The 13,511-nt window shown below is 64.8% G+C and carries 14 protein-coding genes; 7 read left to right on the top strand and 7 right to left on the bottom strand.

The genetic code is table 11. The features are described 5' to 3' along the window. The first annotated feature begins 49 nt into the window (after positions 1 to 49). Entirely contained in the window at positions 50 to 1,066 is a 1,017-nt protein-coding gene (locus tag QFZ47_RS09975) for a Bug family tripartite tricarboxylate transporter substrate binding protein (protein ID WP_307655494.1), read from the top strand. 61 nt (positions 1,067 to 1,127) lie between these two features. Here the strand turns inward: QFZ47_RS09975 and aroQ are convergent, their stop codons facing one another. From aroQ to QFZ47_RS09945, 6 genes are read right to left on the bottom strand one after another with little or no spacing between them, the layout of a single operon-like run. After that, positions 1,128 to 1,565, bottom strand: coding sequence for a type II 3-dehydroquinate dehydratase (aroQ, locus tag QFZ47_RS09970; protein ID WP_307655493.1), 438 nt, complete (start codon positions 1,563 to 1,565; stop codon positions 1,128 to 1,130). A gap of 15 nt (positions 1,566 to 1,580) precedes the next feature. Then, positions 1,581 to 2,402, bottom strand: a complete 822-nt coding sequence (gene aroE, locus QFZ47_RS09965; protein ID WP_307655492.1) for a shikimate dehydrogenase — start codon at positions 2,400 to 2,402, stop codon at positions 1,581 to 1,583. A 14-nt stretch (positions 2,403 to 2,416) separates the two neighbouring features. Further along, on the bottom strand, positions 2,417 to 3,640 hold the full coding sequence (locus QFZ47_RS09960; RefSeq protein WP_307655491.1) for a CaiB/BaiF CoA transferase family protein: 1,224 nt from the start codon (positions 3,638 to 3,640) through the stop codon (positions 2,417 to 2,419). Then, positions 3,637 to 4,092 (bottom strand): MaoC family dehydratase, encoded by a 456-nt coding sequence (locus QFZ47_RS09955; RefSeq protein WP_307655490.1) that lies wholly within the window; start codon positions 4,090 to 4,092, stop codon positions 3,637 to 3,639. Before QFZ47_RS09955 ends, QFZ47_RS09960 begins: the two co-directional genes overlap by 4 nt. Positions 4,093 to 4,117: 25 nt before the next feature. After that, a complete protein-coding gene (locus tag QFZ47_RS09950) occupies positions 4,118 to 4,504 on the bottom strand; it encodes a VOC family protein (RefSeq protein WP_307655489.1) in 387 nt (128 codons plus the stop codon). Further along, positions 4,505 to 5,434 carry a ketopantoate reductase family protein gene (locus QFZ47_RS09945; protein ID WP_307655488.1) on the bottom strand — a complete coding sequence of 310 codons (930 nt, stop codon included), beginning with the start codon at positions 5,432 to 5,434 and terminating at the stop codon, positions 4,505 to 4,507. An 88-nt stretch (positions 5,435 to 5,522) separates the two neighbouring features. On the opposite strand from QFZ47_RS09945, the gene QFZ47_RS09940 reads away from it, so the two are divergent. From QFZ47_RS09940 to QFZ47_RS09915, 6 genes are all read left to right on the top strand, one after another. Then, entirely contained in the window at positions 5,523 to 6,485 is a 963-nt protein-coding gene (locus QFZ47_RS09940) for a LysR family transcriptional regulator (RefSeq protein ID WP_307655487.1), read from the top strand. 791 nt (positions 6,486 to 7,276) lie between these two features. Continuing rightward, positions 7,277 to 8,899: a GMC family oxidoreductase gene (locus QFZ47_RS09935; protein ID WP_307655486.1), complete on the top strand. Its 1,623-nt coding sequence runs from the start codon at positions 7,277 to 7,279 to the stop codon at positions 8,897 to 8,899. A gap of 16 nt (positions 8,900 to 8,915) precedes the next feature. After that, positions 8,916 to 9,134 carry a tautomerase family protein gene (locus tag QFZ47_RS09930; RefSeq protein ID WP_307655485.1) on the top strand — a complete coding sequence of 73 codons (219 nt, stop codon included), beginning with the start codon at positions 8,916 to 8,918 and terminating at the stop codon, positions 9,132 to 9,134. Next, positions 9,115 to 10,374 carry an FAD-dependent oxidoreductase gene (locus tag QFZ47_RS09925; RefSeq protein WP_307655484.1) on the top strand — a complete coding sequence of 420 codons (1,260 nt, stop codon included), beginning with the start codon at positions 9,115 to 9,117 and terminating at the stop codon, positions 10,372 to 10,374. The genes QFZ47_RS09930 and QFZ47_RS09925 overlap by 20 nt, the downstream gene beginning before the upstream one ends. A gap of 19 nt (positions 10,375 to 10,393) precedes the next feature. Further along, the gene (locus QFZ47_RS09920) at positions 10,394 to 11,368 is read left to right on the top strand and encodes a Bug family tripartite tricarboxylate transporter substrate binding protein (protein WP_307655483.1); all 975 of its coding nucleotides are present in this window, start codon (positions 10,394 to 10,396) and stop codon (positions 11,366 to 11,368) included. Positions 11,369 to 11,472: 104 nt separating this feature from the next. Then, entirely contained in the window at positions 11,473 to 12,420 is a 948-nt protein-coding gene (locus tag QFZ47_RS09915; RefSeq protein WP_307655482.1) for a LysR substrate-binding domain-containing protein, read from the top strand. 86 nt (positions 12,421 to 12,506) lie between these two features. On the opposite strand, the gene QFZ47_RS09910 is transcribed toward QFZ47_RS09915, so the two are convergent. Beyond that, the gene (locus QFZ47_RS09910) at positions 12,507 to 13,445 is read right to left on the bottom strand and encodes a MurR/RpiR family transcriptional regulator (RefSeq protein WP_307655481.1); all 939 of its coding nucleotides are present in this window, start codon (positions 13,443 to 13,445) and stop codon (positions 12,507 to 12,509) included. Positions 13,446 to 13,511 lie beyond the last annotated feature (66 nt).

Genomic DNA, 13,511 nt, shown 5'->3' with positions numbered 1-13,511 from the left:
CCACAAGAACATGCCGATTCCATCCATCCACCCGACGAGGAGACAAACCATGCGTCACACATCCAAAGCCAACACGCGCGCCACGCGCCGCACCGTTCTGCAGCATGGCCTGGCCGCCGCCGCGGCCATCGCCAGCCCGCTGAGCTTCGCGCAGGGCGCGTGGCCCAGCAAACCGGTCACGCTGGTCGTGGGCTACCCGCCCGGCGGCCAGACCGACTTCGCCGGCCGCATGGTCACGGCCGGCATGCAGGCCGTGCTGGGGCAGGGCGTGGTGATCGACAACAAGGCCGGCGCCGGCGGCAACATCGGCACCGACAACGTGATGAAGGCGGCGCCCGACGGCTACCGCCTGCTGGTGGGCAACGGCAACATCACGCTCAACCCGCACACCTACCGCAACACGGCGATGGCGGACCCTCTGAAGCTCACGCCCATCGGCCTGCTGCTGCAGTCCTCGCTCATCCTGGCCGTGCCCAACAGCGTGCCGGCGAAGAACCTCAAGGAGTTCGTCGAGTGGGCCAAGGCGCAGGACAAGGAAAAGAACGGCATCGACTACGCCTCGGCCGGCCCCGGCAGCCTGACGCACGCGACGATGGAACTGTTCCGCGAGCGCATCGGCAAGCCCCGAATGAACCACGTGCCCTACAAGGGCAGCGGCCCGGCCATGACCGACCTGATCGCCGGCCGCGTGGTTGCGATGTTCGACGCCGCCTCGGTCATTGCGCCGTTCATCAAGTCGGGCCAGCTGCGGCCGCTGATGGTGACCGGCGCCAAGCGCGTGCCGGCCTTCCCCGACGTGCCCACGGCCATCGAGAGCGGGCTCAAGGACTTCGAGGTGATCTCCTTCATCGGCCTGTACGGCCCGCCCGGCCTGAACGCCGACATCGTGAAGAAGACCAACGGCGCAATGAACACCGCGCTGAAGGACGCGGGCATCCAGAAGGGCATCGTCGAGCGCGGCGACGAACCCGGCGGCGGCACGCCGGAGCAGCTGGCACAGATGACGCACCACTACTTCAAGCTGTGGGGCGACATCGTGAAGGCGAACGACATTCGCGCGGAGTGAGCGCGGGGTTGGCGATTCCCTCGCGCGCTTTCATCGCAATGTCCGCGATGACTTCATTCAATTACCGCAGAGCAGCCGACACAGCGGCGCGCAGCGCGAGCAAATAGCTGTCAGAGCCGAACCCGCAGATCTGGCCCCTGACAACTTCTGCAAACACCGAGTGGTGGCGGAAGGTTTCGCGTGCGTGGATGTTCGACATGTGCAGTTCGACCACTGGCACCGTCAGGATCGCCAAGGCATCGCGGATGCCGTAGCTGTAGTGCGTCCACGCGCCCGCGTTGATCAGCACGGCATCCACGCCGTCGGTGAAGCCTTGGTGGATGCGCTCGCACATCGCTGCCTCGCTGTTGGTCTGGAAGCTCTCGACCTCGGCGCCGAGTTCGCGGCCGAGTGCCTGGAGCTGCGCATCGATCTCGTCCAGTGTGACAGTGCCGTACTGCACCGGATCGCGCTTGCCGAACATGTTGTGGTTGATGCCGTGCAGCATGAGGATCTTCATGGTGTCTCCTCTTCTTCAGACCAGCGGGATGGTCATGCGCTCGATGAGGGCGCGCGTGTCGGGACGCACGCCGCGCCACCACGCGAAGGCCTCGGCCGCCTGCTCGACCAGCATGCCGACGCCGTCGGCCAGCTGCGGCACGCCTGCGTTCCGGGCCAGGCGCAGGAACGGCGTGAGGCCTTTGCCGTAGACGAGTTCGTAGGCCAGCTTCGCGCCTTTCAGCACTTCGGCGGGCACCGGCGGCAGCTCTGCCTTCAAGCTCGCGGAGGTCGCATTGACGACGATGTCGAAGCGCTGCCGGGCAAGGTCCTCGTAGCCCGACACAATCACGCGGCCATGCGATGCGAAGCTGTCGGCCAGCGTCTTGGCGGTCGCCAGCGTGCGGTTGGCCACGACGAGTTCCGCCGGCTGCTGTGCCAGGAACGGCAGCAGCGCACCACGCGCAGCGCCGCCGGCGCCAAGCAACAGCACGCGCGCGCCCTTCATCGCAACGCCGAGGTTGCGCGTGATGTCGTTGACCAGGCCGACCCCGTCGAAGTTGTCCGCATGGATGCGGTCGCCCTCGAACTTCAGTGCGTTGGTGGCGCCGGCCAGCTCGGCCCGCTCGAGCTTGTCTGTTGCGAGCTCGAAAGCCTGCAGCTTGAAGGGCGCGGTGATGTTCATGCCGCGGCCGCCGGCGTCGCGAAACGCAAGCACGGCACCAGAAAATCCGTCGAGCGGGCCTTCGATGGCGCTGTAGTCGATGTCCTGTCCGGTCGCCTGCGCGAAGCTGCCGTGGATCATGGGCGACTTGGTGTGCCCGATGGGATTGCCGATGACGGCGTAGCGGTCGGTCATGAGGTTCGTCTCCTTCACTTGCTGTAGAGCACGCCATCGGCCTGCATGGATGCGATCTGCGCGTCGCTGAAGCCCAGGCTGGCGGCGACCTCGGCGTTGTGCTCGCCCAGGTCGGGCGCCACCTGCGTCTGCGTGGTGTCGCAGTCCGAGAAGCGGAATGGCAGGTTGGGCAGGCGGATCTTCCCCAGCGCCGGATGGTCCTGTTCGACCACCATGCCGCGCGCCTGGATCTGCGGATCGGCCAGCACCTCGTCGATGCGCTGGACCTTGGCGCAGGGCACGTCGATGGCGTCGAGCATCTTCAGCACCTCGGCCACGGGGCGTGCTTCCACCCAGGCCCGGACGACCGGCAGGATCTCCAGCCGGTTCGCGTTGCGCCCGGCCGAGGTGTGATAACGCGTGGCGTCGCTGAAGCCGGCCGGCCCGCCGGTCTGCGCCACCAGCGCGGCAAAGCGCTTCCAGGCGTCGTCGACCTGCGCCGCAATCACCAGGTCGCCGTCCTGCGCACGGAACACGCCATAGAGCGTGGAGTTGGGCATGTCGTGGCCGGTCTGCACCGGAACTTCCTTGCCGCCCGAAAGGGTGTAGCACTGCACCGCGTACTCGTGCATCGACACCAGCGTGTCGTAAAGCGCCATGTCGATGTGCTGGCCCTTGCCCGACTTCACGCGGCCGAGCAGCGCGGCATTGATCGCGGCCACCGCGTGGATGCCGGTGTACATGTCGCCCAGCGAGATGCGCAGCAGCGGCGGGGCCTCACCGGGGTTGCCGACCATCTGCATGATGCCGCTCTTGGCCTCGGCGATCAGGCCGAAGCCGGCGCGGTGCGCATCGGGACCGGTGTGGCCGTAGGCCGAGATCGAGCAATACACAAGGCCGGGATTGCGCGTCGCCAGTTCCTCATAGCCCAGGCCCAGCTTCTTCAGCGCGCCGGGGCGGTAGTTCTCGACGAACACGTCGGCGCTGTCCACCAGCTTCTGCATCAGCTCGTTGCCGCGAAGGTCCTTGGTGTTGACGCAGAGCCCTTTCTTGCCCATGTTCTGCTGCAGGAAGTAGCCGCTGTGGTCGCCAACGAACCAGGCGTGCTGGCGGCCGGCGTCGCCGGTGCCGGGCCGCTCGACCTTGATGACTTCGGCACCCAGTGCCCCCAGGCAGCGGCCGACGTACGGGCCGGCCAGGAAGTGGCTGTAGTCGACGACGCGGATGCCGGCCAGCGGCAGGGCTTGCCGCGTGCTCATGAGGGCCTCCGCGGCACCATCACGCGGTGCTCGCCCTTTTGCACCACTTCGTCGCGTTGGTTGATCAGCTCCGATGGCAGCACCAGGATGCCCCAGCCCGGACGGCTCTTCGATTCGCGCTTGGTGCCGACGTGGAACCTCACGCGCACCGTATCGCCCAGCTTGATCGGCCCGACGAAGCTCCATTCCCAGCCAAGCGACATGCCGGGCATGAAGCGCATGTCGCTCTTCGTCTTGAGGCCGTCGGCGACCGACAGGCCGAACAGGCCATGCGCGACGCGCGTGCCGAATGGCGTGGTGCGCGCATAGGCCTCGTCGGTGTGCACGGGCGTGTGGTCGCCGGTGAGGTCCGCGTAGGCCATCACACGGGCTTCGGTCACTTCGTAGGGCGGGCTGATGCACTTCTCGCCGACGACGGCGTCGTCCCAGTACTTGTCTTCGATGGTGGTCATGGTGTGTCTCTGTGGAATGGGTTGTTCAGGCGCGGGGATTGACGGCCAGGGCCTGCGCGACCGCGCCGGCCCTGGCCTGGATGAATTCGACGGCGAGGCCGTCAGGCAGGCGCAGCCAGTTGCGGCCCTGCGGCATTTCGGTGACGCCGAAGGCCCGCGCCGCGGCGAGCGCGGCTTCGAGGTCTTCGCACATCACGCCGAGGTGGCCGAGGCGGCCCTCGGGACCTGCGTAGTCAGGCTTGGCCATGAATTGCATGCCGCCCAGCGTCCAGTACTGGATCGGCTCCTTTGCCGTGCCCTGTACTTCGCGCATGGTCATGCCGCACACGTCGTGGAAGAACTTGATGTGCCAGTGGATGTCCTTCACCCAGATCGCGACATGCTCGACATAGGCTCTTGGCGCGGCGCTCATTTATTTCGCCTCCATGCGGCGCTCGATGCCCTTGATCGCGGCGACCAGCGTCTGGTTGACCGGCGTCGGCACGTTGTACTTTTGGCCATTGCGCACCACCGAGCCGTTGATGAAGTCGATCTCGGTGATCGACCCCTTCTCCAGGCTCTGCAGCATCGAGGTCTTGAATTCGTAAGGCAGGCCTTCGGCGGCCATCAGCCAGGCGTCGCGCGGCTCGTCGATCGACAGTGCGACGCCGCCGGCCTTGGCCACCGCCATCGCCTCGGCGACGGCCGCGATGGCCGTGGCTTCGATCTCCGGCACCGCATAAAGGCTGCCGTAGACCTGCCCCGTGATGGCGCTCAACGCGCCCGTGGATACGTTGATGAGGAGCTTGTCCCACATCACGCCCATGATGTTGTCGCTGACCTCGCAGGGCAGATCGGCGCGCTCGAACTCGGCGGCGATCGCGTTGGCGCGTTCGCTGATGGCGCCGTCGAGCTCGCCGATCACCGTGCGCTTGCCTCGCGTGCCGGCAATGATGTGGCCGGGGCCGAGCAGCACGCCGCCAACATAGGTCTTGCCGGCCAGCACATGCTCGCGGCCCACCACCTCGGACAGGATTTCTTCGTGGCCCATGCCGTTCTGCAACGACATGACGGCCGTGCCGGGTCCGACGATGCCCTTGGCGCTTTCAATGGCCGAACGCGTGTGGAAGGACTTGACCAGCACGATCACCAGATCGGCGGGTTCGAGGCCGCTGCTGTCCAGCGTCGCGCGAACCTTGACGACGCGCTCCGTGTCGCCGTCCTTCATGCGCAGGCCATCGCGCCTGATGGCGTCGACGTGCGCCTCGAAAGGGTCGATCAGCGTGACGTCGGACCCTGCGGCGGCGAGTGTTCCGCCAATGGCACACCCCAGTGCACCGGCTCCGAGAAAGTAGATCTTCATGCGTGTCTCCGTTGGAATGGGTGAACGATAGGTTTCGACCAACATTGCGTCCATGACATGGTTGAAATGATCTACATTCCGTTTTGAAATGAACCTCGACGACGACTCCGATGACGGCACAGCGCTGCTCAGCGTCAAGCTGCTGCGGCTCTTCGACTTTCTCTACAGCACGAACAGCGTGACGCGCGCCGCCGAGCAACTCGGCCAGAGCCAGCCGACGGTGAGCAACTGGCTCGGGCGCCTGCGCAGGCAGTTGGGGGATGAGCTGTTCGTGCGCACCGCCGCCGGCATGCAGGCCACGCCGCGTGCGGAGGAACTGATCGTGCCGGCGCGCGAAGCGCTGGCTTCGCTGCGGCGCCTGGCCGCGCCTGCGCAGGCCTTCGACCCATCCAGTGCCACGCGCCGTTTTCGCATCTGCATGACGGACGCCAGCCACATCACTCTGCTGCCCCAGCTGCTGGCACACGTGCGTGCCGTGGCGCCGGGGGTGAGATTGGAAGCGGCACGCATCGACGAGCAGAGCGCGCAGGCGCTGCAATCCGGGCAGGCGGACCTGGCCATCGGATTGGTGCCTTGGCTGGAGTCAGGCTTCTATCAGCAGGTGCTTTACCCGCAAGATTGGGTGTGCCTGGTCAACGCGCGCCATCCGCGCATCGGCGGCAAGGGCTTCAGCCTGCGCGACTACAAGGCGGAGGCGCACGTCGGCATCGTCGGCGGCACGGGTGTTCAGCTGCTGGAGGCGGCCTTGCTGCGGCAACGCGTGGCGCGCCGCATCCTGCTGGAACTTCCAGGCTTCCTGGGCCTGGCCGCCATCGTGTCGACGACGGACCTGATTGCCACCGTGCCGCGCCACATCGGCGAGACGCTGGCGCGCACCGGCGAACTCAAGGTGTTCGATTGCCCGGTGCCGGTCCCGCCCTTCACCGTCAAGCAGCACTGGCATGCGCGCTACCACCAGGACCCGGCCAACCGCTGGCTTCGGGGATTGTGCGAAGACTTGTTTGCGAAGAGGGCTGCCAAGCCGACGCTGAAGCGCAATCGCGTGCCCTGAACTCTCTGCAGCGAAGCCGAGGTGCAGGGTCGGCCGCTTGCCCACCTGCCGTTGACCAGCCCGGCTACCCCTTATCCGACTTGCGCCGCGTGGGCCCTGAACGCACAGGCAGCTCATCCACAATGAGCTGCGATGCCGCCATGTCCAGGCCGTCGCGCGTTGCGGGTAGCGTTACCACCGTGCAAGCTTAAAAGGCTGGAGCGCGGGCGGGGCGCGGGGATGCAATCCTCGTTCTCTGTCCTCGCGGTCAGAGCGACCGCTCAACACATATTGAATCCGCCATGCGACTGGGCCAGCATGGGAACCGCGACATCGGAAGCCGGAGGCTGGAGGCTACTCCCGCAGCGTGAAAACAATCGACATATAGCTGACCGGTCCTTCGCGGATCATTGCATGTCGCGCAAAAAAGCATCTGCCAATGCTGAGGCGTTCATGTCGGACCGCCGCGAGGCTCCACGCTTCGTTGCCCTGGGGTGAGGTTTTTCCGACATGCAACTTCGGATCGAGATGGCGCGGCATCGTCCGGTGACATCGATCGATCTGGGCGCAAGTTCATGCGCGCCACCTTGGCGGGTTCAACAATTTCTTATCTACCGCATAAGCAAACATCGTTTGCGGCATTGTTGCCGGCCCGCCTAGCATGAGCTCAATGACAAGGCCGCACGGGAAAGTCCGGCCAATCTCATATGGCCCGAGATGGAGACAGATCGGCAATGCACTCACACGAGAAGAATGTCTATGGATCGCGCAACGGCATTGAGCTGCCAGTTCGTTCGAAAGGCGCCGAACCCGTGAGCCTGGGAATTTTTGACTTCATCGTTGTAGGCGCGGGATCGGCCGGCTGCGTTCTGGCAAATCGCCTGTCCGAAGACCCTGATGCGCGCGTGCTGCTGGTGGAAGCGGGAGGAACAGACTGGAATCCGCTGATCCATGTGCCCATCGGTGCGGGGTTGATGCTGCGCACGACCATGCACGGCTGGAACTATCGCACGCAGCCGATCCCCGGCCTGGGCGGACGTACCGAGTACTGGCCGCGCGGCAAGGTGCTTGGAGGAACATCGTCCATCAACGGCATGGTGTACATCCGAGGTGCCGCTCAGGACTACGACGACTGGGCCCATGGCGGCTGCGCGGGCTGGTCGTTCCAGGATGTCCTGCCGTACTTCATCAAGGCGGAGCGCAATCTCGACCGGACGGATTCGTACCACGGTGACGAAGGGCCATTGACGGTGCAAACGGGTCACTGGAAGGACCCCTTGTTCTCGGCGTTCGTCCAGGCCGGCGTCGAGGCCGGCCATCCGTCGAACGAGGACTTCAATGGGCCGGTACAAGACGGATTCGGCCGCTATGACTTCACCATCCGGGACGGCAGGCGCTGCAGTGCTGCAGTCGCCTATCTCGCGCCGGCCCGCAAGCGACCGAACTTGAAGCTCCTGAAGCGCGCCATGGCCCATCGCGTCCTGTTCGAGGGCAGCCGGGCCTACGGGCTGGAGTTTTCCATCGGCGGGCAGATCCTCCGGGTACGCGCACGGCGCGAGATCGTCATCAGCGCCGGGACGATCGGTTCACCGCGGTTGCTCTTGTCGTCCGGCATCGGCGACGCCGCCGCGTTGGCCTCGCTGGGCATTGCCTGCATCGCGGACGTGCCAGGCGTCGGCAGGAATCTTCAGGACCACGTGAACGTTTCCATGCAATACGGCTGCAAGCAGCCCATCACCATGCATCAGTTGGTGCGCTGGGACAGAGCCGCCATCCACATGGCGAACGCCTTGCTCTTGCGCCGCGGGCCGTTCTCGCAATTTCCGGTGCAAGTCGGTGGATTTCTGCGCTCGCGCACGGGCCTCTCGGTACCCGATGTCCAGATTCATTTCTGGAATGGACTGGGGGCCAGCCGGCTGCGCTTTCCATGGTTGCAGAGAAGGACGGCCTTGGAGCGCGATGGCTTCATGGTGAACGCCTGCGTGCTGCGGCCCCGCAGCGTGGGGACGGTCAGCTTGCGGTCGAACGATCCGCGCGAGGCGCCGGCCATGGCTCCCAACCATCTTTCGGACGAAGCCGACCTGTGTGTCCTGCGCGAGGCGATCCTGGAGGTCAGGCGCATCTGCGGACAGCACAGCATGGCCGAATTCGTCGACGAGGAACTCTCCCCAGGCCCGGGAACCACCCACGATTCGGAGCTGGATGGATGGATCCGGGCGAATGCACATGGCTTTCATCACCAGGTGGGGACATGCAGGATGGGCACGGACGACCAGGCGGTCGTTGATCCCTTCCTTTGCGTGAAAGGGCTCCAAGGTCTGCGCGTTGCGGACGCATCGGTGATGCCCAAGCTCATCGGCGGCAACACGAACGCGCCCGTGATCATGATCGCCGAGAAAGCTGCGGACCTCATCAAGAACCACCATCAACACTGATTCAGGGAGTATCGATATGCCGGAAATCCACGTCTATCTGGGCGCGCTGTTCGACAATGAACAGAAGAAATCGATGATGCGGGAGGTCTCGAATGCCGTGATCCGTACCTTGGACGTCAAGATCGAGAACGTCATCGTGCAGATTGTCGAGGCATCCCTCGACGACAAGATGAAGGGCGGCGAGAGTTCCGGGAGCGGCAGGCGAGGCTCGGGCAATGACGCGCGAGCACTATGACGTCGTCGTCATCGGAGGCGGCGCGGGTGGCATCGCCGCCGCAGTCGGCGCCGCCAAACTGGGAGCGAAGACGCTCCTCGCGGAGAAGTACGGCTTTCTCGGCGGCACCGCGACTGCGAACTCGGTGCTCGCTTACTGCGGCTTCTTCACACGAGAAGAATCACCCCGCCAACTCGTGGGCGGCGTCGGAGGAAGTGTCCTGGAAGCACTGGGTGCGTTGGGGATCCCGGTGCAGCCTCGGCGCACCGCCCACAGCGGCACCTGGATCGTCATCCTCAATCCAGAGGCACTGAAGGTCGCACTGGACCGCGTGGTCACGATAGCCCCTGTCGATGTGCGCCTTCACACCACCTTCGTCGATGCGCAGCGAGAACCCGAAGGCGTAACCTCGGTACGGCTGTATGGCCCCTCGGGACTCACAACGATTTCTGCAGGCGCCATAGTCGACGCCAGCGGCGATGCGGTCGTCGCGGCAGCCCTACCCGATGGCATCTCCGGTGCGTCTTGCATACATTCGCGAAATGCGGCTTCGCTGCCCGTTCGGATCGGTGGCGTCGCACCCGATGCAACATTCGACCGGGCAATCCTCGAGGAGGCACTGCGAGAAAGCCGGCAGCGCGAGACCGAGACGGTTCGCAAAGGGGGCGGGTTCATCACCCGGCTCCCCGGCTCGACCGACATCTGGTGGCTGGGCATCGATCTGGAGTTCGATGCCAATGATCCCGGCGAGATGACGGCTGCGGAGCAGACCGCGCGAAGCCGGGCATGGCGGGCTGTGGAGTATTTGAGGCACCGGCATCCTGGTTTCGAACATGCTTTCGTGTCCTCAACGGGCCCGGGCATCGGGGTGCGCGAAAGCAGGCATCCCCGCGCCAGGCTGACATTGACTTCCGACGACCTGTTCGAAGGCCGCCAACGCAGTGATGGCATCGCTTGTGCGGGCTGGCCTTCCGAACTGCACGTTCACGGCGAGCAGCAATACCTGGGCGTGGGCGGTGCCGGGTACTTCCACGTTCCGCTGGATGCGTTGCGGTCGGCCGCCTACGAGAACCTGTGGCTGGCTGGCCGCATCATCGGCGCCGATCCCATTGCATATGGGTCCATCCGGGTGATGGGGACGGCATTTGCAACCGGACACGCGGCGGGCGTTGGTGCTGCCCTTCAGGCAAGTCGCACCGTCGTCGATGCGGATGCGATTCGCATGGCCCTTCGCGCGCAGGCCGCGGTCCTGGAAGCTTGAGCATTCATGAGGAGACACCATGGACAACCTGCGTAGAGCCTTTGTCATTTCCGCCTGCAGCGTATTGGCCTCGGGCACGGTCGATGCCCAACAGAAACCTCCAGCCTGGCCAACCAGGCCCGTCCGCCTCCTGGTCGGCTTTCCAGGGGGTTCAAGCCCCGACATTGCCGCGCGCTCCATTGCCGAGCCACTGTCCAGGCTGCTTGGTCAAGCGGTGGTGGTCGACAACAAGCCGGGGGCCTCAGGAAATATCGCCGTCGACATGGTGGCCAAGGCGACTGACGAACACACATTGGGCGTTGTCATCAACGGCAATCTCACGTCGTCGAAGATGCTGAACCCAACTCTCTCCTTCGACCCCGCGAAAGACTTTGCCCATCTGTCGCTTCTTGCAACGGCCCCCTTGATTCTGGTGGCGATTCCCGAGGTGCCCTCGGGCAGCGAGTTTTTCGACGCCGCCAGGTCTTCGGGCGACCGATGGAGCTACGGTTCGGTTGGCATGGGGTCGCTGGGCCAACTCGGCATGGAGCTTCTCAAGAGTCAACTTCCTGGCTTTCGGGCCGAGCACATTCCTTATCAGGGCAACCCGCAGATCATCGCTGCCCTGCTCGGGAACCAAGTGCAATTGGCACTGATTCCACCTGGCGTCGCCTTGCCGCACGTCAGATCCGGAAAACTCAAGGCAATTGGACTGACCGGAGACCGCAGCCCGCTCGCACCTGAAGTCGCTTCGTTCAGTGATATGGGCTTACAGGGCTTCCATCTCGAGGTCTGGGTGGGATTGGTCGGTCCGGCCAGTCTTTCACCGGCATTGAGGGCACGCATCGGCACGGAGATTGGACGCGTGATGAAGTCGCCTGAGGTGCGGCAGCTGCTTCTCGAGCGAGGCTGGTCGCCTGTGGGCAGTTCGGCAGAGGGAATGCGGATGAGAGTGGAGAAGGAAACAGCCCTCATGACACGCATCATCCAGACCAAGGGCATTCAATTGCAGTAACGTTCTCGCCCCTCGGCCAATCGCCAGTTCACAGCGCGAAGCGGCTGCCGGTCATTCGCCTTCGCGTAGACTGATTTCGTAAGTTCAGCCGCAGGGAGAAAGCAATGAAACCAGATGCCCAACCGCAATCGGCACTGCGCTCCAAGGAACACGAAGATCCCGCGGATCGCAAGGGCATGCTCCGAGGCCGCCTGCTGTCGCCCGAATTGCTGCGCGCTTTTGTCGCGGTCGTCGAATGCAACGGCTACACGGCTGCGGCGCAATACCTGCACCGCACGCAAGCTGCGATCAGCCAGCAGATCGCGCGGCTCGAGGATTGCACCGGGATCGATCTGTTCGAGAAGCCCACGAGGCAGCTGAAATTGACGGAACAGGGCCGGGTGTTGCTCGACTACGCCCGCCGGCTTTTGGCCCTGAACAACGAGACGATGGACAAGTTGCGGCCTGGCGTCGTGAGCGGTTCGGTTCGCATGGGCGCGACGAACCTCTACGCAACCACAGTGCTGCCTTCGCTACTTGCTGAATTCTCGGATCTCTATCCTGCCATTCACATCGACTTGCAGGTGGGTGTGGCAGAGGAGATGCAAAGAAAGCTCGGACCGGCGTTCGATCTCACGATCAATGCTTTCCAAGGAGGAGAAGGCAATGGCGTCCTTCTCCGTAAAGATCCGGTTGTCTGGGCCGTTTCGAAGAAATCGTCTCCTCAGCACAAGCGGCCGGTTCCTCTTGCGCTGCTTCCGCAAGGCTCGCTCCTCAGGCGGTGGGCGGAAGAGGCGCTGACGGCTTCCGGCGAGCGCTGGGTAGTGGTGCAGGAGAGTTCCAGTGTTGAGGTGCTGAAGGCCTCCGTGGTGGCGGGGTTGGCGGTCGGAGTCTTTCAGGAGGCGACGATCAGCCCGGTTGCTGATATGCGAATCCTGACGCCGGAGGACGGCTTCCCGAAGCTGCCATCTTCGGAAATGTGGCTGGAGCGGGCGAACCGCGAACTGCCACGAGCGGCCAAGTGCCTGTACGAGTTTTTGCTGGAGCAGCTACCTCCATGGGCAGCCGAATGACAGGCCTTACTGTGCGTGAGCGCGCGATGGCCCAGCGCATCTTTGACGGCGAAACGATCGAACGCATCGCCGACGAGCCGAAGCGCCTATCCTTTGCCCGCCTTGCGCCGCGCAGGCCCTGAACGCACAGGCGCCTCATCCACGATGAGCTGCGACGCCTCCACGTCCTTCCACAACTGATCGCGCCGCGCCAGCACCTGTGGCACGGCCTCGTGCCGCAGCTGCGCAACCGCCGACACCAGCGCATTGCAGACAAAAAACGCCGCGGTGTAGGAGTCGAACGGCGATGCGTTGGACGTGCGCACCTGCACCCGGTGGTGCGCCAGCGCGGCCAGCGGCGCGGCGGCGCTGTCGGTGATGGCCAGCACCTGCGCGCCGGCTTCGCGAAAGCGCTGCGCCACCTTCACCGGCCCGCTGGCGTAGCGGCGGATGCTGAAGGCCAGCAGGGCGTCTTCGGGCTGGATCCACAGCAGCTGGTCGGTGGCGGCCACCGCGCCCGCGCCCAGCTCGTGCACGCCGGGGCGGCACATGTTGAGGTGCAGGGCCAGCCAGGCGGCCACGGGCGCGCTGTTGATCTGCGCCAGCACGAAGAGGCGCCCCTTGCCTTTGGCAATGCGCGTGGCCATGGCCTCGAACGCCGCCATGTCCAGGCCGTCGCGCGTGGCGGTGATGTTGTGCTGGTCGTGCAGCAGGGCGTCGTCCACGCACTGCTGCAGGCTGCGCTGGGTGCCGATGGTCACGGGGGCGCGCTGCCCCGCGGTCTGCAGCAGGGCGGTGACTTCGGCCCGCGCTTCGCGCTGCGCCTCGGCATAGCTCGCATAGCCCAGCTTGGCGAACAGCCGCACCACGGTGGAGGCGCTGGTGCCGTTGTGCGCGGCCAGGGCGGTGGCGGATTCCAGCAGCGCATGCGGATAGTCGCGCCCCAGGGCCTCGGCCAGGGCGCGTTCACTGGCCGTCAGCTCGCCGCCCTGGCGGGCCAGGCGCTCGGTGAGCAAGCCGGTCGATTCTTGCAATGATAATTTCATTGATGTCTCTTTTATGAAAAAAGCATTGCAAACACGGACAACGCGTGCAACACTGCGGCCCAAAAT

The sequence above is a fragment of the Variovorax paradoxus genome, from assembly GCF_030815975.1.
Lineage (GTDB): Bacteria > Pseudomonadota > Gammaproteobacteria > Burkholderiales > Burkholderiaceae_C > Variovorax > Variovorax paradoxus_N.
Note: the sequence above shows the minus strand (reverse complement) of the source record. Positions and strands in the feature narration are given on the sequence as shown.

Bases quoted from the DNA above. Each gene is read 5' to 3' on its own strand.
- aroE (WP_307655492.1), bottom strand. From the start codon at position 2,402: ATGACCGACCGCTACGCCGTCATCGGCAATCCCATCGGGCACACCAAG.
- QFZ47_RS09975 (WP_307655494.1), top strand. From the start codon at position 50: ATGCGTCACACATCCAAAGCCAACACGCGCGCCACGCGCCGCACCGTT.
- QFZ47_RS09930 (WP_307655485.1), top strand. From the start codon at position 8,916: ATGCCGGAAATCCACGTCTATCTGGGCGCGCTGTTCGACAATGAACAG.
- QFZ47_RS09950 (WP_307655489.1), bottom strand. From the start codon at position 4,504: ATGAGCGCCGCGCCAAGAGCCTATGTCGAGCATGTCGCGATCTGGGTG.
- QFZ47_RS09920 (WP_307655483.1), top strand. From the start codon at position 10,394: ATGGACAACCTGCGTAGAGCCTTTGTCATTTCCGCCTGCAGCGTATTG.
- QFZ47_RS09945 (WP_307655488.1), bottom strand. From the start codon at position 5,434: ATGAAGATCTACTTTCTCGGAGCCGGTGCACTGGGGTGTGCCATTGGC.
- QFZ47_RS09940 (WP_307655487.1), top strand. From the start codon at position 5,523: ATGAACCTCGACGACGACTCCGATGACGGCACAGCGCTGCTCAGCGTC.
- aroQ (WP_307655493.1), bottom strand. From the start codon at position 1,565: ATGAAGATCCTCATGCTGCACGGCATCAACCACAACATGTTCGGCAAG.
- QFZ47_RS09955 (WP_307655490.1), bottom strand. From the start codon at position 4,092: ATGACCACCATCGAAGACAAGTACTGGGACGACGCCGTCGTCGGCGAG.
- QFZ47_RS09925 (WP_307655484.1), top strand. From the start codon at position 9,115: ATGACGCGCGAGCACTATGACGTCGTCGTCATCGGAGGCGGCGCGGGT.
- QFZ47_RS09910 (WP_307655481.1), bottom strand. From the start codon at position 13,445: ATGAAATTATCATTGCAAGAATCGACCGGCTTGCTCACCGAGCGCCTG.
- QFZ47_RS09915 (WP_307655482.1), top strand. From the start codon at position 11,473: ATGAAACCAGATGCCCAACCGCAATCGGCACTGCGCTCCAAGGAACAC.
- QFZ47_RS09960 (WP_307655491.1), bottom strand. From the start codon at position 3,640: ATGAGCACGCGGCAAGCCCTGCCGCTGGCCGGCATCCGCGTCGTCGAC.